The organism is Serinicoccus chungangensis, from assembly GCF_001483745.1.
In the GTDB taxonomy this organism is placed as follows: domain Bacteria; phylum Actinomycetota; class Actinomycetes; order Actinomycetales; family Dermatophilaceae; genus Ornithinicoccus; species Ornithinicoccus chungangensis_A.
The window spans coordinates 268,309-291,648 of the sequence record NZ_LQBL01000032.1; the positions used below are offsets into that span (position 1 = coordinate 268,309).

At 72.4% G+C, this 23,340-nt stretch carries 20 protein-coding genes; 7 read left to right on the forward strand and 13 right to left on the reverse strand.

What is annotated here, in order from left to right; all coding sequences use genetic code 11:
* Window positions 1-28 precede the first annotated feature (28 nt).
* The 8 genes from AVL62_RS15510 to AVL62_RS15540 are packed head-to-tail and all read right to left on the reverse strand — an operon-like array spanning window position 29 to window position 12,044.
* The gene (locus AVL62_RS15510) at window positions 29-1,522 is read right to left on the reverse strand and encodes an amidohydrolase family protein (RefSeq protein ID WP_083519010.1); all 1,494 of its coding nucleotides are present in this window, start codon (window positions 1,520-1,522) and stop codon (window positions 29-31) included.
* Window positions 1,519-2,898 carry a serine hydrolase domain-containing protein gene (locus AVL62_RS15515; protein WP_058892533.1) on the reverse strand — a complete coding sequence of 460 codons (1,380 nt, stop codon included), beginning with the start codon at window positions 2,896-2,898 and terminating at the stop codon, window positions 1,519-1,521. Before AVL62_RS15515 ends, AVL62_RS15510 begins: the two co-directional genes overlap by 4 nt.
* The gene (locus AVL62_RS17590; RefSeq protein ID WP_201023295.1) at window positions 2,895-4,382 is read right to left on the reverse strand and encodes a serine hydrolase domain-containing protein; all 1,488 of its coding nucleotides are present in this window, start codon (window positions 4,380-4,382) and stop codon (window positions 2,895-2,897) included. The genes AVL62_RS15515 and AVL62_RS17590 overlap by 4 nt, the downstream gene beginning before the upstream one ends.
* Window positions 4,379-6,415 (reverse strand): alpha/beta hydrolase family protein, encoded by a 2,037-nt coding sequence (locus AVL62_RS17595; RefSeq protein WP_201023296.1) that lies wholly within the window; start codon window positions 6,413-6,415, stop codon window positions 4,379-4,381. Before AVL62_RS17595 ends, AVL62_RS17590 begins: the two co-directional genes overlap by 4 nt.
* Entirely contained in the window at window positions 6,412-7,419 is a 1,008-nt protein-coding gene (locus AVL62_RS15525) for an ABC transporter ATP-binding protein (protein ID WP_235585729.1), read from the reverse strand. The genes AVL62_RS17595 and AVL62_RS15525 overlap by 4 nt, the downstream gene beginning before the upstream one ends.
* Complete coding sequence (locus AVL62_RS15530) at window positions 7,416-9,353, reverse strand: dipeptide/oligopeptide/nickel ABC transporter permease/ATP-binding protein (protein ID WP_201023297.1); 1,938 nt, start codon at window positions 9,351-9,353, stop codon at window positions 7,416-7,418. The genes AVL62_RS15525 and AVL62_RS15530 overlap by 4 nt, the downstream gene beginning before the upstream one ends.
* Before the next feature lie 46 nt (window positions 9,354-9,399).
* Window positions 9,400-10,428 carry an ABC transporter permease gene (locus AVL62_RS15535; protein ID WP_201023298.1) on the reverse strand — a complete coding sequence of 343 codons (1,029 nt, stop codon included), beginning with the start codon at window positions 10,426-10,428 and terminating at the stop codon, window positions 9,400-9,402.
* The gene (locus AVL62_RS15540; RefSeq protein ID WP_058892534.1) at window positions 10,425-12,044 is read right to left on the reverse strand and encodes an ABC transporter substrate-binding protein; all 1,620 of its coding nucleotides are present in this window, start codon (window positions 12,042-12,044) and stop codon (window positions 10,425-10,427) included. The genes AVL62_RS15535 and AVL62_RS15540 overlap by 4 nt, the downstream gene beginning before the upstream one ends.
* A gap of 143 nt (window positions 12,045-12,187) precedes the next feature.
* Here AVL62_RS15540 and AVL62_RS15545 point away from each other — a divergent pair, with 143 nt between their 5' ends.
* From AVL62_RS15545 to menC, 3 genes are read left to right on the forward strand one after another with little or no spacing between them, the layout of a single operon-like run.
* Window positions 12,188-13,393 (forward strand): M20 family metallopeptidase, encoded by a 1,206-nt coding sequence (locus AVL62_RS15545; RefSeq protein ID WP_235585730.1) that lies wholly within the window; start codon window positions 12,188-12,190, stop codon window positions 13,391-13,393.
* A gap of 1 nt (window position 13,394) precedes the next feature.
* Complete coding sequence (locus AVL62_RS15550) at window positions 13,395-14,240, forward strand: GNAT family N-acetyltransferase (protein WP_062946268.1); 846 nt, start codon at window positions 13,395-13,397, stop codon at window positions 14,238-14,240.
* Window positions 14,237-15,358: an o-succinylbenzoate synthase gene (gene menC / locus AVL62_RS15555; protein ID WP_058892535.1), complete on the forward strand. Its 1,122-nt coding sequence runs from the start codon at window positions 14,237-14,239 to the stop codon at window positions 15,356-15,358. The genes AVL62_RS15550 and menC overlap by 4 nt, the downstream gene beginning before the upstream one ends.
* Before the next feature lie 9 nt (window positions 15,359-15,367).
* Here menC and AVL62_RS15560 read toward each other — a convergent pair whose 3' ends face one another.
* Both AVL62_RS15560 and AVL62_RS15565 read right to left on the reverse strand, forming a co-directional pair.
* Window positions 15,368-17,035: a PucR family transcriptional regulator gene (locus AVL62_RS15560; protein WP_058892536.1), complete on the reverse strand. Its 1,668-nt coding sequence runs from the start codon at window positions 17,033-17,035 to the stop codon at window positions 15,368-15,370.
* 99 nt (window positions 17,036-17,134) lie between these two features.
* Window positions 17,135-17,494, reverse strand: coding sequence for an ArsR/SmtB family transcription factor (locus tag AVL62_RS15565; protein ID WP_058892537.1), 360 nt, complete (start codon window positions 17,492-17,494; stop codon window positions 17,135-17,137).
* Window positions 17,495-17,580: 86 nt separating this feature from the next.
* Between AVL62_RS15565 and AVL62_RS15570 the strand changes: the two genes are divergently transcribed.
* The 4 genes from AVL62_RS15570 (at window position 17,581) to AVL62_RS15585 (ending at window position 20,211) form a co-directional block, all read left to right on the forward strand.
* Entirely contained in the window at window positions 17,581-18,048 is a 468-nt protein-coding gene (locus tag AVL62_RS15570) for an ArsI/CadI family heavy metal resistance metalloenzyme (RefSeq protein WP_058892538.1), read from the forward strand.
* Between the two features lie 83 nt (window positions 18,049-18,131).
* Window positions 18,132-19,136 (forward strand): ACR3 family arsenite efflux transporter, encoded by a 1,005-nt coding sequence (gene arsB, locus AVL62_RS15575; protein WP_235585733.1) that lies wholly within the window; start codon window positions 18,132-18,134, stop codon window positions 19,134-19,136.
* Complete coding sequence (locus AVL62_RS15580; protein ID WP_058892539.1) at window positions 19,133-19,750, forward strand: arsenate reductase ArsC; 618 nt, start codon at window positions 19,133-19,135, stop codon at window positions 19,748-19,750. The genes arsB and AVL62_RS15580 overlap by 4 nt, the downstream gene beginning before the upstream one ends.
* A gap of 32 nt (window positions 19,751-19,782) precedes the next feature.
* A complete protein-coding gene (locus tag AVL62_RS15585; protein ID WP_058892540.1) occupies window positions 19,783-20,211 on the forward strand; it encodes an arsenate reductase ArsC in 429 nt (142 codons plus the stop codon).
* Between the two features lie 392 nt (window positions 20,212-20,603).
* Here AVL62_RS15585 and AVL62_RS15590 read toward each other — a convergent pair whose 3' ends face one another.
* The 3 genes from AVL62_RS15590 to AVL62_RS15605 form a co-directional block, all read right to left on the reverse strand.
* Window positions 20,604-20,924, reverse strand: a complete 321-nt coding sequence (locus AVL62_RS15590) for a DUF86 domain-containing protein (RefSeq protein WP_058892541.1) — start codon at window positions 20,922-20,924, stop codon at window positions 20,604-20,606.
* Entirely contained in the window at window positions 20,921-21,241 is a 321-nt protein-coding gene (locus tag AVL62_RS15595; RefSeq protein ID WP_058892542.1) for a nucleotidyltransferase family protein, read from the reverse strand. The genes AVL62_RS15590 and AVL62_RS15595 overlap by 4 nt, the downstream gene beginning before the upstream one ends.
* Window positions 21,242-22,022: 781 nt before the next feature.
* The gene (locus tag AVL62_RS15605; RefSeq protein WP_058892544.1) at window positions 22,023-22,370 is read right to left on the reverse strand and encodes a histone-like nucleoid-structuring protein Lsr2; all 348 of its coding nucleotides are present in this window, start codon (window positions 22,368-22,370) and stop codon (window positions 22,023-22,025) included.
* Between the last annotated feature and the right edge of the window lie 970 nt (window positions 22,371-23,340).

The window sequence follows — 23,340 nt, forward strand, 5'->3', positions numbered from 1 at the left end:
ACAGCCCGACGCCCGCCCCGGGCCGTCGTCAGCGCCCGGCCCGGACCGGCTGTCCCGGGAACGCCCCCTCGTCCAGCTCGCGGTCACGCACCACGAACTCGCCCTGCACCAGCAGGTGCCGCACGCCGGTGGAGGGCCGGGTCGGGTCGGTGTAGCTCGCGCGGTCCGAGACCGCCTCCGGGTCCAGCACCACGACGTCGGCGTCCGCACCGACCGAGAGGTGACCCTTGCGGGCCGCGGCCGGGCTCACCTCGGCCAGCACCTGCGACGGCAGCCAGCTGCAGCGGCGGAACGCCTCCACCCACGTCCAGGCCCTCAGCTCCCGCACCATGATCCGCAGGGCCTTGGCGAAGGTGCCGCTCGTCCGGGGATGGGCGGTGCCGCCCGGTGGCAGGGGCCAGCGGCGCGACTCCCGGACGCCCTCGGGCCACAGGACCGGCATCGCGTCGCTCGCGACGATGGCGTCGGGGAAGGCCAGGGCCCGCTGCAGCAGCTGCAGGTCCGCCGGCTCGCGCTCGTCGAGGAACTCGACGATGCACGCGTGGCCCGGGTCCTGTCGACGGACCTGCCGCAGGTGGGCCTCGTCCCGGATCCGGGTGCCCTCGGGCAGCAGGACCAGGTGGGTGGGGTCCAGGCCCCAGACGCCGAGCCGCTCCGGGGCGAGGAAGGCTGCGCCGATCCCGGTGCTCCCCGCACCGTAGGGGTAGGCCTCGACGGTGACGCTCGACCCCTCCGCCCGCGCGGCCGCCAGGGTCGCCAGCACCTGGTCGAGGTGCCTGCGCGAGGTGCTGTTGACGTGGCAGTGGTGCATGCGCGCCCCGGTCTCGCCGGCGGCGACGACGATCTCCGAGCTGCCGTCCACCGGCGTGCTCGGGTCGGCCGCGGCCAGCTCCCGCACGTGGGTGAAGGTCGGCACCCCGGTCTCGGCCGCCAGCCGGGCCACCGCGGTGAACTCCGTCGGGTCGGTGCGCGGGGCATACCCCTGCAGGATGCCGATCCCCAGGGCGCCGTCGCCGACCTCGGCCCGCAGCAGCTCCAACCACCGGGCCAGCTCGGTCGGCGAGGAGGAGCGCTGCCACTCCGCCTGCCCGAGCATCCCGAGCGAGGATGTCAGGTCCAGGGTCGGCTCCCAGCCGAGCAGCACCGTCGCCCGGGCCTGGCCCCAGGAGGCCGAGAAGCCGAAGTTCAGCGGCCGGCCCTCCTGCGCCGTGCGCCGGTAGGCGAGGTCCACCGGCATGAGCCCACCCTCCAGCTCCAGCGCGGTGGTGACGCCGTCCATCGCCTGGAGGCGTTGCCCGGCGACCGAGTTCACGTGGCTGTGCAGGTCGACGAACCCGGGCCCGACGACGCAGCCGCTCACGTCCAGCACCTGCGCGCCGTCCGGGGCCGGCAGCGTGGGGCCGACCGCGTGCACCCGGCCCCCCGCCAGGTGCACGTCGACGACCCGCTCGTCCCCCCGGGCGGGGTCGGCGACCCGGCCCCCGCGCAGCACGACGTGGGCGGGGGCGGTGGCGCCGGTCACCCGACCGGGACCCGCCGGGCCAGCCGCCCACCCAGGTGCACCCCGGAGACGGTGCCGTCCGCCTCCCGGACGAAGGTCCCCTTCATCCCGGTCGACGACCCGCTGGTGGTGACGAACTCGTCCTCGCGAACCATGCCCAACGAGATCGGCGGCTCGACGAACTCCTCGCGGGTGGCGCCGAGGGAGTCCAGGAAGGCCTGCTTGGGCTCCATCATCACCGACAGGGCACGGTCCTGCAGCGAGACCTCGATGGTCAGCGCCACCGTGTCGTAGCTGCCCAGGTAGGCCTCCAGCTCCGCCGGGTCACGGTCGACCGGGTCGGGAGTGCGCTGTCGCAGACCGAGGAACTCCTCGCGGACCCGGCGCACCACGGCGTTGTTGAAGACCGTGCCCGGCCCGGACGCGTTCGTCGTGCTGGTGATGCCGAAGCCGCGCTCCGGGACCATGGTGAAGGCGGACTCCTGCCCGATCGTGCTGCCGCCGTGCGCCACCACCCGGGCGCCGTCCAGGTCCTCGAGCATCCAGGAGATGCCGATGTGGTCCCCGAGCGCCGACCCCTTGACGGTCACCGTCGGCTCCTGCATCGCCCGCAGCGAGGCCTCCTCCAGCACCCGGGTGCCGTCCGGGGCGGTGCCGTCGCCCAGGTGGAAGCGGATCCAGCGGACCAGGTCGCCCGCGTTCGCGGTGATCCCGCCGGCAGGGGCGCTCCCGCGCGGCATGCTCCACGGGCGGGCGACCGCCATCGTCTCCCCCGCGGGGACGTGGCCCACGGCGAACCGGTGGGTCATGACGTCCTCGGGCAGGAACAGGCTGTGCTCCAGGCCCAGCGGCCCGAAGATCAGCTCGGCCATCGCCTGCTCGTAGGTGCGGCCGGTGACCACCTCGATGATGCGCCCCGCCACCGACAGGGAGGCGTTGTTGTAGGACATCCCCGCCCCGACCGGGAACTCCTGCTGGGCGTCGGCGAGCCCCGCCACGAAGCGGGCGAGCGCGTCGTCACCCCGGTCGCGGACGTCCCCCATCCGGTCGCCGGACCACCCCGCCGTGTGGTTGAGCAGGTTGAGCACGGTGGCCCGGGCGGAGGCCTCCTCGTCGGTGACGGCGAAGTCGGGCAGGTAGCGCCGGACCGGCGCATCGAGGTCCACCTCGCCCCGGTCCACCAGCCGCATGACGGCGCTGGCCGTGAAGGTCTTGCCCGTGGAGCCGAACTGGAAGAGGGTGCCCTCGTCGACCGGCAGCGGGTGCTCCACGCTGGTCACCCCGTGGTAGGCGTAGTGGTCCTCGTCGTCGAGGACCATCCCGACGGCGACCCCTGGGACGCCCGCCCGCTCGGCCTCGTCGCTCACGATCTCCTGCAGTCGGTCCTGGGTGCTCATGCTGCGTCCTCTCCGGAGGTCTCGGGGCTGGCGGGGGTGGTCATGGGGTTGGCTCGCACGCCGTAGTGGACGTACCTCACACCGGTGTCGAGCTGGTAGAAGGTCACCGGGACGTGGGTGTCGAGTCCCGGCGGTGTCGCGGCATACAGCCCCTCGGACACCGCGACCATCGGCCACCGCTGCACGGCGCTGTCCGGCTCGAGCTCGGCCAGCACGCCCCGCATCGTCTGGGTGATCATCGGCGTCCCGTCCTCGAGGGAGATCTGGGTGGTGACGGAGGCTCGCTCGTAGGTCCCCAGCCACGGGGTGAGGTCGAGCTGGGGCGGGTCCTCCGGCGGGGTGAAGGCCGGGGGCATCCGGACCTCCCTCAGCTCCTCGAACAGCTCGGTGAACAGCTGCTGGTAGAGCTCGCGCGTGCGTCCGCCGTTCGTCAGCAGGGCGACCGCGAAGCCCCCGTCGGGGTCGCCGTCCGCCCCGGGCAGGACCCGCAGGAAGGCGTTCTGCCCCAGGGTCGTGCCGTCGTGCCCGATGAGCCGCTGCCCGTCCCAGTCGAACCTGATCCAGCCCAGACCCCAGGAGTCCCCGCCGAGGGAGTACGGGTCCGGCACCGTCGCCTGGTGCTCGGTCATCTGCCGCGCGGCGTCCTCGCTCAGCAGGCGACGTCCGTCCGGCGCGACGCCCCCGGCGAGGTGGGCGCGGGTGAAGCAGAGCAGGTCGTGCACCCGGCTGGAGATGAGACCGGCCGGGCCCATGGACCTCGGCAGCAGCAGCTGCGGGGTCGGGTGCGGTGCCTCCCCCGGGGTACCGACGTGCCCGATGGCCGCCGCGCGCAGCATGGTCTCCTCGGGCAGCGTCGTGGTGTGGGTCAGACCCAGCGGTTCGATGATGCGGCTGCGCAGCGCCCCGTCCCAGGTCTGCCCGGTCACCTTCTCGACGATGGCGCCGAGCACGACGTAGCCGGAGTTGCAGTAGGACCAGGTCGCGCCCACCGGGTGGTTCTGCCCGATCGTGCCTGCCTGCTCCAGGTACCGGGCGACGCAGTCGTCGCCGCGCCCGGTGTCGGTGAAGACGTCGCCGTCCATGCCGCTGGTGTGGGCGAGCAGCTGGCGGACCGTGATCTCGGCGGCCGCGGCCTCGTCCACCAGGGTGAAGTCCGGCAGCACCTCGACCACGCGCTGGTCCAGCTGGAGGTGCCCCTCGTCGACGAGCTGCAGGACCAGGGTCGCGGTCCACACCTTGGAGATGGACCCGATCTGCCACAACGAGTCGGGGGTGGCCGCGGCGCCGGTCTCGGTGGACAGGACCCCGGCGGTGACCTCGGTTATCGCGCCGTCCCTGAGGATGCCGAGCGACGCGCCGGGGACCTGGTATGCGGCGATCAGCTCGGTGAGACGTCGGCGCCAGTAGGCGGTGTCGGCCGGGGTGGTCGAGCTGGGGCGGTGCGTGGCCCGGCCCGTGGCGGGCGGCGCGGTGTCGGTACTCATGAGGGCTCCTTCTCGGTGGGCTGGCGGTCGACGTGCCGGGTGATCCAGTCGACGACCCGGTCGTGGTAGTCGCGTCGGTGCGAGGGTCGTCCGGCCAGGATGAACAGGTGGGACGCCCCCGGGTAGAGCACGAGCACGGGGTGCTGGCCCCGGGCGCGCAGCGCGGCGAACCACAGCTCCGCCTGCCCCGCCGGGCAGCGCTCGTCCTCGGCCCCGTGCAGGATGAGCGTGGGCGTGCGGACCCGGTCGACGGCGCTCATCGGGGACTGCTCCCACACCCGGTCGTGGTCGAGGGAGCCCAGCTCCAGCGCGATGGTGGGGTGGCCGACGTCGCTGGCGAGCATGCTCGCCGTGTCCGCGACGACACCACCGGCGACCGCCGCGGCGAAGCGCTGGGTGTGCCCGGTCAACCAGCAGGTGGTGTAGCCGCCGTAGCTGTAGCCGGTGACCGCGAGCCGCTCGCCGTCGGCGACCCCCTCCGCGACGAGCTGGTCGAGCGGCTCCAGGAAGTCGGCCTGGTCCCCCGCGCCCCAGCGGCCCACGTTGGCCAGGAAGAAGTCCTCGCCGTAGCCGTCGCTGGCCCGGGGGTTCAGCAGCAGCACCGACCAGCCACGGGCCACGAGCGTCTGGTGGTAGACGTGCGCGGCGTCGGGGCTGGGGCCCCACGCGTTGTGCGGCCCACCGTGCACGTCCAGCAGGAGGGGGGTGGGGCCCACCGCCCCCTCGGGACGGAGCAGGAAGCCGTGCACCGTGCGACCGTCGGAGATGGCGAAGCGGCGTTCCTCGGGCTGTCGTGGCGCGAGGCCGGGCAGCGAGTCGGCGGTGTGGGACGTCAGGGTGCGGCGGCGTCCGTCCGCGAGGTCGAGCAGCTGGACCTCGCCGTAGCTGCCCTCCTCGGCGACCACCAGGGCGGCGACCGGGGCCCGGGTCGCCACGGAGAGCCCGGAGACCTCGGCCCAGCCGCCGGCGAGCACCGGAGCCGGGCCCTCCCGACCCGCCGACCCCGAGGTGCCCACCCGGGCCCGGTAGAGGCCGGTGGACCCCTGGTCCCTGGCGCAGAAGAGCAGGTCGCCCTCCACCGTCAGCTGCGGCAGCCCACCGGGATAACCGGGGCCGCCGGGCATGACGTTGCGGTCCAGACCCTCGGTGAGCGAGGTGAGCTCCCCCTGGACGCCCTGCAGCACGTGCAGGTGGCCCAGACCCGGGTCGCGCCGCCCCACCACCAGCAGCCGTGAGCCGTCGGGGTGCCAATCGGCCAGCACCACCATCGCGTCCTCGGGCGTGAGCCGTCGCAGGTCCGCCTGTGACCGCGGTCCGTCCTCGGTCCGGACCGGGACCTCGTAGGCCGCGCCGGCCAGCCGCAGGTCCGCGTCCTCGCCCAGCGCGGCGCAGGTGACGAGGCGGTCCCCGTCGGGGTGCCACCGGGGCGGGCCGAGGTCCGCCGGTCCGGTGGTCAGCTGCCGGCACCTCCGGGCGCCGGCCCTGGTCGTGGGGACGACCTCGGTGCCCGCGCCGCCGTCGACCTCGAGGAGGTGCACCTGGGCACGGGCGGACCCCGCGAGACCGCCCCCGTCGCTCTTGTAGCCCAGCCGGTCGACCACGACGGGTGGTGTCCCGGGCGCGTCCTGCTCCTCCTCCCCCGGGGTGCCCTCGACCGGGGCGGTGAAGGCGACGGCCGACCCGTCCGGGCTCCAGACGGCCGCGCCCGCCCCCGAGGCCAGGTGGGTGAGCACCTCCACCTCACCCGGCCCGTCCAGCGGGAGCAGGTGGAGCTGCGGGACGCCGTCGACGGGGCGCAGGAAGGCCACCCGGCTGCCGTCGGGACTCACCCGTGGAGCGCTGTCACGTCGACCCTGCGTGAGGGGTCTGGCGTGCTCCCCCGGGGTGACCCACCACAGCTGGCTCCGGTCCTCGTCGCGCTCCCTGTCCACGGTGGTGACGACGTAGACGACGGCGCCCCCGTCGGGCAGGACCGCCGGGTCGCTGGGCCGCTGCAGGCGCTCCATCGCGGTCAGGTCGGGCAGGGAGCTCACGGCGCCTCCACGGTCTGGGGGTCACGGGGTCGGGGGGAGGGCAGGTCAACCCGCTCTCCCGGGAACCAGCAGGCCGCCCGGTGCGGGCGGTCACCGGACCCGTCGGAGGGGTCCTCGTCGACGCACTGCTGACGTCCGGGCAGGACCATGGGTCCCCGGGGGCAGCGTGGGTGGAACCGGCAGCCGGTCGGGGGGGCGTGCGGGTCGGCCGGCTCGGTGTCCTGCACCTGCGGGGGCAGCGTGCTCGCGGCCAGCGAGGTGCCCACGCGGGGGGCGGTCGAGAGCAGCAGCCGGGTGTAGGGGTGCTGCGGGTCCGCGACCAGCTCGGCGGTCGGGCCGACCTCGACGATCCTGCCGAGGTACATCACCGCCACGATGTCGCAGACGTAACGGACGACCGCCAGGTTGTGGGAGATGAAGAGCATCGACAGGTTCAGCTCGGCGCGCAGCTCGCGGATGAGGTTGAGCATCGCGCCCTGCACCGACACGTCCAGCGCCGAGGTGATCTCGTCGGCGATGATGACCTCCGGGCGCGCGGCGATGGCACGGGCCACCGACACCCGCTGGCGCTGCCCGCCCGAGAGGGCTGCCGGCATCCGTCCGGCCAGTCCCGGATCGAGGTGGACCAGCTCCAGCAGCCGCGCCACCTCCGCCTCCCGCTCCCGCCGGGGGACCGCACCGGCCACCCCCAGCGCCTCGGTCAGGCTGGCCCGGACGCTCATCCGGGGGTCGAGGGCGGCCACCGGGTCCTGGAACACCATCTGCACCGGGCGGCGCCCCCGACGCGGCAGTGGCCGGCCGCTGGCGGTGATGCTGCCCGCGGTCACCGGGGCCATCCCGATGGCGGCCCGGGCCAGAGTGGACTTGCCCGAGCCGGACTCCCCCACCAGGCCCACCACCGACCCGGCAGGCACCTGCAGGGTCACGTCGTCGACGGCCCGGAGCGTCTGCGTCCCGGTGCCGTAGGTGACGGTCACGTCGCGGAAGTCCAGGGCCGGGATCACAGGGTCTCCTCGACGGGGTGGTGGCAGGCGACGGCACGGTCTCCGTGCCGGACCAGGGGCGGCTCGATCTCGCAGGTCCGGTCGGCCCGCGGGCAGCGGGGGGCGAAGGGACACCCGGTGGGCAGCGCGGCCGGGTCCGGGGGGCGACCCGGGATGCTGCTGAGCCGCTCCTCGCGCGGCGTCTCCATGGTCGGCACCGCCTCCACCAGGGCGCGGGTGTAGGGGTGGTGGGCCTGCTCCAGGGCGCCCACCGGCAGGTCCTCGACCACGCGACCGGCATACATCACCAGGACTCGGTCGCACACCCCGCTGACCACCGAGATGTCGTGCGAGATGAGCAGCAGCGCGGCGCCGGTCCGCGCCCTCGTGGCCTGGATCACCTCCAGCACCTGCTGCTGCACGGTCACGTCGAGCGCGGTGGTCGGCTCGTCGGCGATGATGAGCCGCGGGTCGCCCATGAGGCCCATGGCGATCATCACCCGCTGGCGCATCCCCCCGGACAGCTCGTACGGCAGCTGCCTGGCCCGTCGTTCGGCCGCCGACAGCCGGACGGCCCGCAGCTGCTCGACCGCGCGGGCGCGGGCCGGTCCCCAGCTGGTGCCCTGGTGCTCGGTGGCGACCTCGGCGAGCTGGTCACCCGCACGCATCGTCGGGTTGAGCGAGCTCATCGGGTCCTGGAAGACCATGCTCAGCGAGGTGCCCAGGCGGGTGCGCTCGGCGGCACCCAGCCGGTGCCGCAGGTCGAGCCCGTCGAAGCGCAGCCTGCCGGCGTCCACGCGCACCGGGTCGTGGGTGAGGCGGGCGATCGCGAGCGCGGTGAGGCTCTTGCCGGAGCCGGACTCGCCCAGCACGCCGACCGCCTCCCCGGGGGCCAGGTCCAGGTCGACCCCCCGCACCGGTCGGATCATCCCGTCGGCGGTCGGGATGCGCACCTGCAGGTCGCGCACCGAGAGCACGGTGCCGTGGGCGTCGTCGGACGCCGCCGAGGGGCCGGGTCCCGCGTCCGGCGCGACGCCGGCGCCCGGGTCGACCTCGGGTCCGGTCCCGCCCGCGTCCCGGACGGCACCGAGGGTCGAGGGAGGCACGGGCGGGACGGTCAAAGCCGGGACCTTGCGGTGGACCCGCGCGCGACCGCCCACCGCCTGGGCCGCGAACTCGCCGGCGAGGTTGAAGGCGAGACCGCTGACGACGATGGCCAGGGCGGGTCCGAGGGCGGCCGAGGGGTTGGTGTAGATCGAGTTGAGCCCCTCCGAGAGCATGCGACCCCAGTCGTAGGCCGGCGGCTGGACGCCCAGGCCGAGGTAGGACAGCCCGGCGAAGGCCAGGAGCGCCGACCCGGCCGCCACCGTGCCGTTGACGATGAGCGGCTCGGCGAGGTTGGGCAGCACGTGGCGCACCAGGATCCGGACCCGGGACACCCCGAGGGCCCGGGCTGCGGAGACGTAGTCCTGGCTGGTGACGGAGGCGGCGAGGGTCTGGGTCAGCCGGGCGAACCCCGGCGCCATCGCGAAGCCCAGCGCGAGCACGGCTCCCCGGGGGCCGACCCCGAAGATCACTGCGAAGAACAGCGCCAGCAGCAGACCGGGGAAGGCCACCGCGATGCCGATCATCATGGCCAGGAACCGGCGCAACCGCCGTCCGGACATGCTCGCCACGGCACCGACGAGCACCCCGAGGACCATGCCGATGGCGGTGGCGGCGACCGCCAGACCGATGGACAGGCGGGCCGCCACGAGCACCCGCGCCAGGATGTCGCGCCCCAGCTTGTCGGTGCCGAAGGGGTGGGCCGCGCTGGCCGGCTGGTCCAGGCTGGTGAAGTCGTTGGTCTCCGCCGCCTCCCCCCAGATCACCGGGCCGATGACCGCCGTGCCGAGGACGAGCGCACCCGCCAGGAGCGCGGCGACGGCCATCGGGTTGCGCAGCGTGTCGGACACCCGCCGCCCCGCACCTGCCCGGTCCGCACCTGCCCGGCCCGCCACCTCAGGCCTCCCTGATCGTGGACCTGGGGTCCAGCATCGAGAGCGCGATGTCCACCACCAGGGTGATGGTGAGGACCATGGCGCCGTAGATCAGCACGATGGCCTGCATCAACGGGTAGTCCTTGGTGATGATGGAGCTGACCATCGTCGGCCCCAGACCGGGCCAGGCGAAGATGCTCTCCACGATGACGGTCGAGGCGATGAGCCCGGAGAGCAGCAGACCGCCGAGCGTGATGGTGGCGGTCAGGGCGTTCGGCAGGGCGTGCCGCAGGTAGACCCGGCGCGGGCGCAGCCGCTTGGCCCGTGCGGTCCGCACGAAGTCCCGGCCCAGCACGCTGAGCAGCTCCACCCGCACGATGCGCGACAGCGCGAGGGCGGAGCCGAGGGACAGCGCGGCCACGGGCAGGACCAGCGAGGCCGGGCCGGCGTTGCCGGCGATCGGCAGGAGCTCCAGACGGACCGCGAAGACGTAGACCAGCACCACACCCATGAGGAACTCGGGGATGGCCGAGACCACCATGGCGATCCCGGTGTAGCCCAGCTCCAGCAGACGGTGCCGCCCGTGCTGGGTCAGCACCGCCATCCCCGTGCCGATCGGCAGGGCGACGAGCAGCGTGACCACGAAGGTCAGCCCGGCCAGCAGCAGGGTGTTCGGCAGCCGCTCGGCGATGACCTGCGTCACCGGCAGCCGCGACTGCAGCGAGACCCCCCAGTCACCGCTCACGAGGTCACCCAGGTAGCGCACGTACTGGCTCAGCAGGGGCTCGTCGAGGTGCAGCTCGGCGCGCCGCGCGGCGACGAGCTCGGGCGAGGCGTTGACGCCGAGGGCCGCCCGCACCGGGTCACCCGGGATGAGGTGGATCATCGCGAAGGCGAAGGTGACCAGCAACCAGAGCGAGAGGGCGAACACCCCGAGGCGACGGACGACATACCTCGTCCACGTGCGCCGCGCCCCGGTGCGCGTGGCCCCCGCCCCGGCACCGAGGCGCGGCGCGGCGGCGTCGGTGCCGGTGTCGGTCGCGGCCGTCACTGGCCGAGGCGCAGGGAGCTGCCGTCCAGCTCGCCACCGGGGTACTCGAGGGTGCCACCGCTGAGGTAGGTGCCCGCGACGGCGTCGAACATCGGCACCACGTCGCCCTCGGAGATCAGGGCCGTCTCGGCCTCGTTCCAGAGCTCGCAGGCGGTCTCGGTGTCGCCGGTGGCCAGCGCCTCGGTGGAGCGCTCGTTGTAGGTGGCGTTGTCGAGGTGCCCGAAGTTCGTGCCGTCGGGTGCCGCGGGGCCGGAGAAGAAGGGCACCAGCTGGCTCGGCAGGCTGACGGTGATGGGCACCCAGCCCGCGTCCCAGTCCCCGGTGGCGAACAGGACCTCGTTGAGCTGGGTCGAGGTGACGCTCTGCAGGGTGACGTCCGCGCCGACCTCGCGCCACATCTGCTCGACCAGCTCCGCCGCAGCGGCGACCGAGTCCCCGGTGGCGGCGGGGTAGATGAAGGTCATCGCGAGGGGCTCGCCGTCCTTGGCCCGCACCCCGTCCGGGCCGGCGCTCCAGCCGGCCGCGTCCAGGGCCGCCGCGGCGGCGGCGGAGTCGTAGGTCGGCAGGTTGCCCGAGACGGTGTCGCCCTGGCAGGGCTTGGGCTCGGTGGTGACCAGCCCCACCGACTGGGCGTCCTCGCGGCCGGTGGCGACGGTGGCCAGGGCCTCGATGTTCAGGGCCTGCAGCAGGGCCTGCCGGACCTCGGGGTCGGAGCCGGGCTGGCCCTCCGCCTGGTTGAAGACGAACTCTCCCTGCGGGGAGCGCAGCTCGATCTTCTCGACACCCTCGCTGTCGAGACGGTCGGCGTCCGCACCGATCACCGTCGCCGCGTTGACCTCCCCCGACAGCACGAGGTTGGTGAGCGTCGTCGGGTTGGCGATCACCCGCACGACGACCTCCTCGGGGACCCCTTCGCCCTCCAGGGAGGTGCCGTCGGGACCCCAGGCGTAGTCGGCACGCCGCGTGTAGGTGTAGTGGTCGTCGGCCACCGCCTCGGACAGCACCCAGGGGCCGGTGCCGTGCGTCTCCTGGGCCAGCGCGTCGTGGTCGTCGAGCCCGCTGCGGCAGAGGATGAAGACGTTGGTGAAGCCGTTGAGGAGGAAGGCGTTCGGCTCGGGCGCGGTCACGGTGACGGTCCCGGCGTCGTCGTCCGCCTCGGTGGTCAGGCCGGCGGGGACGAAAACCCCCAGCAGCGGGCTCTGGTTCTCCGGGTCGGTGATGTAGTCCAGGTTGTCCTTGACGTCCGTGGCGGTCAACGGGCTGCCGTCCGAGCAGGTGACGTCCGGGTCGAGGGTGAACTCGATCTCCTGGGGCCCGACCTGCCAGTCGGTCGCCAGCTGGGACACGAAGGAACCGTCCTGACGCTGGTGGACGAGCGTGTCGTAGCTCAGCCGGCTCACGGTCCGGGTGACCGACAGCACGGTCATGGAGGGGTCGAGGTTTCCCGGGTCGTTGCCCACGCCGAGGACGAAGCTCCCGTCGTCCACCGGCGCGGCACTGGGCTGTCCTGCGTCGTCCGTCTCGGTGCCGCCGCCCTCCCCTCCTCCTCCGGTACAGGCGGCGAGCACGGTGGCGGTGGCGGCGGCGATGGCCAGGGTCTTGGCTGAACGGTGCACGGAGGTCTCCTCGGCTGGGACGTGCGTTCATGATGGCAACCCCGAGCAGACCTCGGCTTCGTCGGATCAGCCGAAGATTGTGGCCCTGTTTGGTCCGATCGACCATTGAACCCGCGCCGCCCGCCGCCCTAGCGTGGCGCAGTGTGAACACCGCTCCCGACACCCCCCGGCCGCTGCTGGTCGATGCCGACGCGCTGGTGCCGGACCTGCTCGCGGACCTGCGTCGCCTCGTGGAGGTGGAGACCCCGTCCGCCGACCTCGCAGCGGTGGCCCGAGGCGCCGCCGAGGTGGCCGATGTCGTCGAGGAGCGGCTCGGCCGTCGTCCGGAGACGATCGTCGAGCACGGGGTCACCCACCTCCGGCTGCAGCTCGGAGGTCCGACGCGGGTCCTGCTGCTGTGCCACCAGGACACCGTGTGGCCCGTCGGCACCCTGGAGCGACTCCCCTGGTCCCAGCGGGACGGGGTCGTCCGCGGCCCGGGGACCTTCGACATGCTGACCGGCCTGGTGATGGCGGTCCACGCCTGCGCGCTGCTGCAGGATCGCTCCGGCCCAGGGGCCCTGGACGGTGTCACCCTGCTGGTGACCGGCGACGAGGAGGTCGGCTCCACGCACTCGCGGGAGCTCATCCTGCAGACGGCGCAGGGGGCGGCTGGTGTCCTGGTCCTCGAGGCGTCCGCCGACGGCGGTGCGGTCAAGGTGGCCCGCAAGGGCGCCAGCCGCTACCGCCTCGAGCTGCAGGGGGTGGCCGCTCACGCCGGGCTGGACCCCGAGCGCGGGGTGAGCGCCCTGCTCGAGCTGGCGGCACAGCTGCCCCGGATCCTCGAGCTGGCGGACCCCGAGCAGGGCACCACCGTCACGCCCACCACGTTCGCGGGAGGGACGACCACCAACACGGTGCCGGCTACGGCGACCCTCGACATCGACGTGCGTGCCGCCTCGGCCGCCGAGCTGGAGCGCGTGCACGAGGGGCTGCATACGCTGCGCGCGACCCAGGAGGGAGCGCAGGTGCGCACGGTCGGGGAGATCAACCGCTACCCGATGGAGCGGCACCACAGCGCCGAGCTCTGGGGCCGCTACGCCGACGTCTGCGCCTCGCTGGGGCTGCCGGTCCCTGACGCCGCCGCGGTCGGCGGAGCCTCCGACGGCAACTTCACCGCGGCTGCCGGGATCCCGACGCTGGACGGCCTGGGAGCGGTCGGCGGCGGGGCCCACGCCGAGCACGAGCACGTCCTGGTCGACCAGATCGCGCCCCGGACCGCGGTCCTGGCCAGGCTCGTCGAGCAGCTGCGCGACGCGGCGCCCGCCCGGGGCGGGGCATCCGCGGCACCCGGACGGAGGGCGGACTGAGATGGCCGGTCCCCACCCCACGGCGCCTCCGCCCTCGGTCGACGGGCGCCGTCCCGCGGGCGACCTCGCCCTCACGCTGGTCACCCGTCCCGAGGAGTGCGTCGAGGTGGCGCGGCTCTTCGACCGGATCTGGTCGGTCGAGGACGGCACCATCCTGGACCGCCACATGATGGTCGCCCTCATCCACAGCCAGAACTACGTGCTCCTGGCCAGCCTGGACGGCCGTCCCGTCGGCGCGGCCGTCGGCTTCTGCGGACCGCCCGGCCAGCCCTTCCACTCGCACATCGTGGGGGTCCGCCCCGAGGCGAGCGGCCACGGCATCGGTCGGGCCATCAAGGAGCACCAGCGCCGCTGGTGCCTGGACCGGGGGATCGCGACGATGGCGTGGACCTTCGACCCCCTGGTGGCCCGCAACGCCCACTTCAACATCCGCGTGCTCGGCGCCCTCCCCCGCCACTACCACGAGGAGTTCTACGGCCCGATGCGGGACACGGTCAACGCGGGACAGGCCTCCGACCGCATGGTGGTCCGCTGGGACCTGCCGACCGGGGCCCCCTCCGACCGCACCCGGGCCACGGGCGGCGCCCCTTCCTCGACCACCGCCCACGTCGCCCTGCCGAACCAGCACGACGAGCCGGGTGGGCTCGCGCTGGACGTCCCCCCGGGCACCACGGACGTGCTGGTCGGCCTCCCCCGGGACATCGAGGGGTTGCGCCGCGACGACCCGGAGCTGGCCCGGCGGTGGCGGCAGGAGACCCGGCTCGCCCTGGGGAGCCTGCTGGCGCAGGGCTGGCAGGTGCACGACTTCGACGACGACCGGCACTACATCCTGCGGAGGGAACCATGAGGCTCACCAGCCTGCGGCTGCACCTGATCGAGATGCCGTTGCGCTCCCCGTTCACCACCTCCTTCGCCACGACCACCGCGCGCAGCTGCTACCTCGTGGAGGCCCGGGCCACCACCTCCGACGGCCGCGAGGTGACCGGCTGGGGAGAGTGCGTGGCGATGGAGGCGCCCCTCTACTCCGCGGAGCACCTCTCGGGTGCGGTCGAGGTCACCCGCCGCTGGCTGGCCCCGTCGCTGTTCGCGGTCGAGGACCTGACCGCCGAGACCGTCGGGTGGCACCTGCGGCACGTCGTCGGGCACCCGATGGCCAAGGCCGCCCTGGAGATGGCGGTGCTCGACGCGCAGCTGCGCGCCCACGACCAGTCCTTCGCCGACTACCTGGGGGCGGTCCGGACGAGCGTGCCCAGCGGGGTCTCGGTCGGCATCCAGCCGTCGGCGCAGGAGACCGTCCGCGTCGTCGGGGAGTTCCTCGATCAGGGGTATGCCCGGATCAAGCTCAAGATCCAGCCGGGCAGCGACCTGGTCCCGGTCCGGGCGGTCCGGGAGGCGTTCGGGGACGACCTGCTCTTCCAGGTGGACGCCAACGCCGCCTACACCCTGGCCGACGTCGGCCTGCTCCGCCGCCTCGACGACGCCGACCTGCTGCTCATCGAGCAGCCGCTCGGGGAGGCGGACCTGCGGCAGCACGCCGAGCTCGCGCGCCAGGTGCGCACCCCCGTCTGCCTGGACGAGTCCATCGTCTCGGCCGAGGCGGCCGCGGATGCCATCGCCCTCGGGGCGACGTCCGTCATCAACATCAAGCCGGGACGGGTGGGGGGCTACCTGGAGGCGCGCCGCATCCACGACCTGGCGCGGGCGCACGGCATACCCGTGTGGTGCGGGGGGATGCTCGAGACCGGGGTGGGCCGGGCGGCCAACGCGGCGCTCGCCGCGCTGCCGGGCTTCGTGCTGCCCGGGGACATCTCGGGCTCGGACCGCTTCTACGCCGAGGACGTCACGGAGCCGGTCGTCATGCGTGACGGTGCGGTCGACGTGCCGACCGGGCCGGGCTTCGGCGTCGAGGTGCGCCCTGACGCGCTGGAGCGGTTCAGCACCGCCACGCTGGAGCTCACGCCCTGAGCCCCGCCGTCAGGACGGCGGCAGGAGCCGGAGGTGCAGCTGGGCGGCGAAGCGGGCTTCGGGGTCTGAGAGGTCCATCGCGCTGATGCTCTCGATGCGCCGCAACCGGTACCGCAGCGTGTTGGGGTGGACGTGCAGCGCGCCGGCGGCGGCCGCCACGTCGCCGTGCGCGTCGAGCCAGGCCCGCAACGTGTCCACGAACGCCGTCTGCTGCGCCCGGTCGTGCTCGACCAGGTGGGAGACCGGCCCGCTCGGCCGCTCGTCGTCGGAGAGCAGGCGGTCGCGCAGCTCCAGCAGGAAGGACTGGATCTGCACGTCACGGTAGGCGGCCACGGCGCCTCCCGACCCCTCGACCGAGCCGGTCCTGCCCTCCATGAGGACACGGAGGGCTCGGTCGGCACCGCGACGGGCCGCCGCCAGGGCGTCGACGTCGGTAGCCAGCGGACCGATGCCCACCCGGGAGGACAGCCCCGGTCCCGTACGCGTGACGAAGTCCCGGGCGATGCGCTGCGCGGACACCAGGCCGTCGGTGACGGGGATCAGCCCGTAGGTGACCTCTCCGAGCAGGGCCGTCGCGGCCTTGGGGTGGAGCGAGGTCAGGTGCAGGGCGAGCGCGTCGCTGAGCCGCTCCCGCTCGACCGCGTCGTGGCCGAGCGCCCCGAGGTCGTCCCCGCCCGCCGTCGACCCGCCGGAGGGTGCACCGACCTGCATCGCCAGGACGGCCACGGTCAGCCCGGCCAGGCCCAGCCGCGTCACGGCGTGCCGTGCGCGCACCCCTCCCTCGAGGGCGGTGCCGAGGAGGTCGGCGCGCAGCCGTCGTGAGGCGTCGGCGCCCGCGCGGATCCGCAGCAGGTGCAGCGCCACCAGCTTCGCCGACTCCGTCAGCGCCGCGGCCCGCTCCTCGTCGAGCTCCTCGTCGACCGCGACCCAGATGGACCCCAGCACCTCGGTCCCGGCACGGACGGCCATCGCGACCCGGAGCTTGCTGACGGCGTCCTCGCCCTGGAGGCGGATGCTGACCGGCCGGTCCGCGGCATACAGGGCGGAGAAGAACCCCTGGTCGTCCAGGAGCCGGGCGTAGCGCTCAGGCACCTGCCGCTCCAGGATCGTCTCGATGCGCGAGGGGTCGGCCTCGTCCTGGCGCCCGGAGAAGGCCAGCACGCGCGAGCTGCGGTCCTCGATGGTGACCGGGGCGTCGACGAGGCTGCCGATCGCGTTGGCGAGCCCGAAGAGGTCGCCCGAGGGCAGACCTCCCATGGTCTCGTCGTCGGCGCCGCCGACGTCGCCCTCGGCCAGCAGCGAGCGCAGCATGGCGGTGAGCTGCGCCCACGAGGCACCGCGGGTGAGGCCGGCCACGGTCATCCCGTGCCTCCGGCAGATCGCGGTCAGAGCGGCACCCGCCTCGACCGGCTCCCGCACGATGAGCAGCGAGGCGCCCCTCGCCCCGGCGCGAGCCGCCAGCTCCGCGACCGGCTCCGCGCCGCTCACCCCCACACCGAGGACGACCGGCGAGGCCGGGTCGTGCTGGTCGTCGAGCGGGTCGTGGATGACCACGCCCTCCACGGCGCGGCCCGGGTTCCCGAGGACGAGCGGGCGCAGGAAGGTGCTGCCCAGGTCGTCGAGGACCCGACCCACCGTCGCTGAGGGCCGCGGGCTGCTCGGCCGGGCGGAGTTCATCCGGTCAGTCTCTCAACCCACCGTCGACCCGGGACGTCGACCCGCCCGGCGGCGCGGGCGGCCTCCTCCCCCGCCTGGTTTAGGCGAGACGTGGCGCCGCTAGACCTCGAGCGCGCGACGGGCGAGCGCCAGCCGGTCGGGCACGAGGGTGAACCACGCCCACTGGCCACGCCGGTCACGGGAGAGCAGACCCGCCTCGACCAGCACCTTGAGGTGGTGGCTCACGGTGGGCTGGCTGACGCCGAGCGGGACGGGCAGGTCGCAGGCGCATATCTCCTGCCCCGGCGAGCAGCGCACGATGCCGAGGATCTGCAGACGGACCGGGTCCGCCACGGCCTTGAGCAGACGGGCCACCAGCACGGCGTCCTCGCGCGTCATCGGCGAGCTGCCCTCGGTGGCGCAGCAGCGGTCCACCGCCTGGGCGAGCTGGGCACGTCCGTCGGGTGCTGGTGCGGTCATCACCCCCTCATATTGACATAGATCGATATGAGGTGTCAGGATCCGCATATCGACATCCGTCGATATTGTGGTCAGAAGGGAACCCCATGAGCCGCGTGCAGCTCGCCCTCGACGTCGTGGACCTCGACGCGTCCGTCGAGTTCTACTCCACCCTCTTCGGCGTCGGGCCGCACAAGCGCCGCCCGGGCTACGCGAACTTCGCGATCAGCGAGCCACCGCTCAAGCTCGTGCTCATCCAGACCGACGTCGCCACCCGCGGCACCGGAGCCAAGGGCGCACTGAACCACCTCGGCGTCGAGGTCGACAGCGTGGAGGAGGTGGCAGGGGCCCGCACCAGGCTGAGCGACAGCGGCCTGGCCACCTTCGACGAGAGCGACACGACCTGCTGCTACGCCCTGCAGGACAAGGTGTGGGTCCATGACCCCGCCGGGGCGCCGTGGGAGGTCTACGTCGTCAAGGACGAGAACCCGGCGGACGCCCGGCCGGCGACGGCCTCTCTCCCGGTCCTGGAGTCCTCCCCGGCGTGCTGCACGCCTGCGGGGGGCCACGGGTGACGACCGTCCAGGACGCCCCGGAGCAGGTGGCCGGCCGGCTCTCCCCCCTCGACCGCTTCCTGCCCGTGTGGATCGGGGTCGCGATGATCCTCGGTCTGGCTCTCGGCCGCACGGTGCCGGGCCTGGGCGCCGCACTCGACGCGGTGCAGCTGCACGGCATCTCGCTGCCCATCGCCATCGGCCTGCTGGTCATGATGTACCCGCCGCTGGCCAAGGTGCGCTACGACCGTCTCGGCGCCGTGACCTCCGACCGCCGGCTCATGGCCGGCTCGCTGGTCCTCAACTGGGTGCTCGGCCCCGCGCTGATGTTCGCCCTCGCGTGGCTGATGCTGCCCGACCTGCCGGAGTACCGCACCGGCCTCATCATCGTCGGTCTCGCCCGGTGCATCGCGATGGTCATCATCTGGAACGACCTGGCCTGCGGCGACCGGGAGGCCGCCGCCCTGCTCGTCGCGCTGAACTCGCTGTTCCAGATCATCGCGTTCGCCGGGCTCGGATGGTTCTACCTGACCGTCCTGCCGGGCTGGCTCGGCCTCGAGCAGAGCGCCCTGGACGTCTCCTTCACCCAGATCGCCGTCTCCGTGCTGGTCTTCCTCGGCGTCCCGCTGCTCGCCGGCTACCTCTCCCGCACCCTGGGCGAGCGGACGAAGGGCCGGGCGTGGTACGAGGGCACCTTCCTGCCGCGCATCTCCCCGTTCGCCCTGCTCGGTCTGCTGTTCACCATCGTGCTGCTCTTCGCGCTGCAGGGCGAGCGCATCACGAGCCAGCCCCTGGACGTCGCCCGGATCGCCCTGCCCCTCCTGGCATACTTCACCATCATGTGGGGCGGCGGTTACGCCCTCGGGAGCGCGCTGGGCCTCGGCTACGAGCGCACCACCACGCTGGCGTTCACCGCCGCGGGCAACAACTTCGAGCTCGCCATCGCCGTCGCCATCGCCACGTTCGGGGTCACCTCGGGCCAGGCGCTGGCCGGTGTGGTCGGGCCCCTCATCGAGGTCCCCGTCCTCGTGGCCCTCGTCTACGTATCCCTGGCCCTGCGACGCCGCTCCGGCGTCGGGGGCGCGACCTCCTCCCAGGAGAGACCGTGACCACCTCCCGCCCCGACACCTACACCGCCATCGTCGACGACCTGACCTACACCTACGAGGGGATCTTCCCCCGCGAGTCGGTCCAGCTCGCGGTGGAGCAGGCCTGGCAGCGGCTCGACGCCGTCTCCACCATCCACACCTACCTGCCGGTGCTCGTCGCCAAGGACGCGCGCGAGCGGCTGAGCGCCGCGGCGCAGGCCGAGGGCCGCATCACCAAGAAGGTCCCCGAGCTGCTCTTCGTGTGCGTGCACAACGCCGGACGCTCGCAGATGGCCGCCGCCCTGGCCGAACACCTCTCCGGCGGGCGGGTGCACGTGCGCTCGGCCGGCTCCCGACCCTCCCAGGAGATCAACCCCCTGGTCGTCGAGGCCCTGGCCGAACGCGGGATCTCGCTCACCGAGGCATACCCGAAGCCGCTGACCGACTCGGTGACCCGCGCGGCCGACGTCATCGTCACCATGGGCTGCGGCGACGCCTGCCCGATCTACCCGGGGCGCCGCTACGAGGACTGGGCCGTCGCGGACCCCGAAGGCGCCGACCTCGACACGGTGCGTGACATCCGGGACGACCTGCAGGCCCGGGTCACCGCCCTGCTGCGCGAAGTCCTCGACTGACCCCCGACACCCACGCCCTCCGAGGAGCACTCATGAGCAGCAGTCACCGACCCTCAGTCCTGTTCGTCTGCGTGCACAACGCCGGGCGCTCCCAGATGGCGCAGGCGTGGCTGACGCACCTCGCCGGCGACACCGTCGAGGTCCGGTCCGCCGGGTCCGCCCCCGCGGACTCCGTCAACCCCGCCGCGGTCGAGGCCATGCGTGAGGTGGGCATCGACATCAGCCGCGCGAGCCCCACGGTCCTCACCACCGAGTCCGTGCAGCTCTCCGACGTCGTCATCACGATGGGCTGCGGCGACGCCTGCCCCATCTTCCCCGGCAAGCGCTACGAGGACTGGCCCCTGAACGACCCGGCCGGCCAGGGCGTCGCGGCCGTGCGCCCCATCCGGGACGCCATCCGGGAGCGGGTCGTCGACCTGCTCGAGTCGCTGGACCTGCCCGTCGCGGCGGACGGTGGGTAGGCCACCCACCCGATGATGCCCGTGTGCGCAGTCATGGTCCCCAGAGGGCCACGGACGCACACAGTCGGTCGCCCACGGCGCCGTCGAGGCACATAGGCCACGCACAGAAACACCTCAGGGCAGGCATACCCCGGTCTTCCAGAGTGATGGTGACCGCCCGGCACACCGGGCCCACCACCGGAGGCCAGCACGAAGCCCCCAGATCCGCGTCCTCATGCGGAATCTGGGGGCTGAGGTGCGACAAACCGCACAGCGTGAGACACGTGGGTGGAGGTGGCGGGAAACTCCTCGCTAACGCTCTGACCAGCATGGATGCTCGCGGACACTCCCCCGTGTCAGCCCTGTGTCAGTTTGATCGGCGGATTCGGCACCTTTCCCACGAGACAGGTCCTTCACAGCTGACGGAGGCGATCGGCCAAGGGACCGAGCTGGTTGTCGACGATGTCGAGGATCAACTCGGCATCGACACGGAAGTACTCGTGCACGACGACGTTGCGCAGTCCCGCGATCGCTCCCCATGGGACCTCCGGCGCCCGATCGCGCGTCTCGCTGGGAAGTACCCGCACCGCCTCCCCGATCACGGCCAAGTTGCGCAACACCGCGTCGTAGGCCATCTCCTGGAGTTCGCCGGACGCAAGATGCTGGGTGTAGCCCTGGCATCGTTCGACCGCATGCAGGATGTCGGCGAAGCGTTCCTGCTCGGATCGCGTCACACCGGCACCGCGTCGCTGAGCGCGGTACTCGACACCTCAGCGCGCAGAAGGGTCGGCGTCACCACATCGACGCGGCGGCCCAAGACGTCGCTGAGCTCCTCGCCCATGCCCGCCACGCGCAAGAGGGGGTTCCCTAAGTCCGGCAGCAGATCCACGAGAAGGTCGACGTCGCTGTCCGCCGTCGCGTCGCCTCTGGCCACCGAGCCGAACAATCTTGGATTGGTCGCACCGTAGCGCTTGAGGATCTGCTCAAGAGCGTCACGATGAGCAACGACCACCGCACGGAGGGCGGTGCTCTCGGACGTGACGGTGCTCATGTGTCAAGGGTAGAGGGCCAGCATCGTGACGCCTAGGACCAGGAAACCCACGAGTGAGCGATACGGGTCAGTCAGCATCGCCGCTGATGATCCGTGGCCCCTTCGAGGCAGCTGTGGAACAGGAGGCAAATGCGCACCGCGTTACCACTGAGTCGATGGCCTTCGTCTGTAGACCCGCGCCGCGAGCCAGCCGATCAGGGCGGCAGCGATCGCGACAGACACATCTATTACGAGGCCCCTACCGAGATGGTCCCAAAGATACGCCCACGCTTCAGCGTCCGAGCCGATGCAGTCCTGTCCCCACAGGGTGCAGTTAAGACTCTGAACTGCGGCCAGGTGCGACCCGACCATGCCGGACCCCAGCAACGCAACCCAGCCCAGCCCTTCGGCGCCGACTTTGAGCGTCTCACGCACCCCGGCGTGTCGGAGGAACGACGCTGCGAGAATGCACAGCCAGGCAAGTACCTGAGTGATCTGGGCTAGGACCCACACGGCTTCATAGTCGGACGCCAATCGGCTCCACCCCTACAGTGTGGCCCGGGCGGGGCTCGGCGTGCCCAATCTTGACTTGGCCAGTGCCCCCGGGGGCACGACTGCGGTTGTGGACCCTTGTGCCTGGGATGGCGCAGTCTCGAACGAGCGCAACTGTGCTCGGTGCGGCACGAGCGGACATCTACAAGCGGGAGCGGCTCCGCTGGGCTACTGCTGCTGTGGAACGTGACGAACGACCATGCCACGCCGTTGCGTGGCCGAGTCACGAGCGAAGGCGCGCGCTGCCTGCTCAGCCCTTCTGCGCAGCCTCGTACGCGGCAACGACCTCGGCGGATATGCGTCCACGGTCAGAGACGGAATGCCCGTTCTCCTTCGCCCACTCCCGGATGGCCTTCGTGCGCTCCCGGTCCTGCTGATTCGCGCTGTTGCTGGTACCGGTCCTGCGCGTGCCACCAGACACCTTGCGCCCGGCCTTGAGGTAGGGCTGAAGAAGACTGGCAAGTTCCGCTGCCTCATCGGTGGACAGGTCAACCTCGTAGGTGCTGCCCTTCCAGCCAAAGGTGACAGTGTCGCCTTCCTTGCCCAACTCCTCCCCGGAGAGGTCGGAGACGAACTGGGTAATGACACGCTGCGCCATGGAATGTTCCTTCTCAAGGGGACGATCAGGTGTGTGCCCAACCGAAGGGGTGAGCCGCGTACCTTCCACCGTACCCAGGACTTAGCACCGAACAAACTCGGCCAAGGACGCCGCCGAGGGTCGCGAACACATACAGCTGACCTTGCCAGGACGACCCGTAGGGGCGGGCGTCATGGGCGGCCCGCCTAACCGCACGCGGCAGATCCGGTTGTTTGTTGACGCATACTCTGCTGTGCCCTGCTACCAGGAGGGGCGCATCAAGTGGGCTCCCGGCGTCCAGCCGCGTGCCGTGAACGAAGCCATTCATTCGAGTGAGGACGGCAGCCGACAGGTCGAGAGCCGCATGACTCTACCGCCTGGGTTCGTGGCGGCGATCTGCCGCAGAGCTGAGAAGGGCAGCCGCGATCAGGGTCCAGAGCAACGCCAGCATCACCGTCCACACGGGAGGCTCGGGGTCTATGCCGCCGAGAAAGTAGAACCAGGACCAACCCGCCAGCAAACTGAACAGCAGCCCGAGCCCAACCGATTGTTGAGGCTTTCGAGTGAGGTGCCACCAAGGGGCCCGCTCGCGTTCCGCCATGACGTCATCCAAGCAGAACCCACGTCGTCGGGTATGGCGACGCCACACCGTGCTCTTCCCCTGGATCGGGTGATCGTCCGTTTACGCCTCGGCTGCATACGGGCCAATCGCGTGCCGCCGAACTGGGTGCGGCACGAGCGGAGACTGGTCGTCTTAGTTTCCGGGTGGCCACGGGTCGTCTCGGTCTTGTGAGGACGGCCGCCGATGTCTGCGAAGCAGGCCCGTCGTGAGTGCTGCGACCAGGAACGTGGCAGATCCCAACGCCATCGTCTCCCACCACCCAAGGTCGAGTGTCAAGGGACAGTGGGACTTCCCTGTAGGCGGACAGTAGATCTCCTTGCTGGCGGACAGTTCATCTCCCTGTCCGTGGTCAGCTGATCTCCCTGGGGC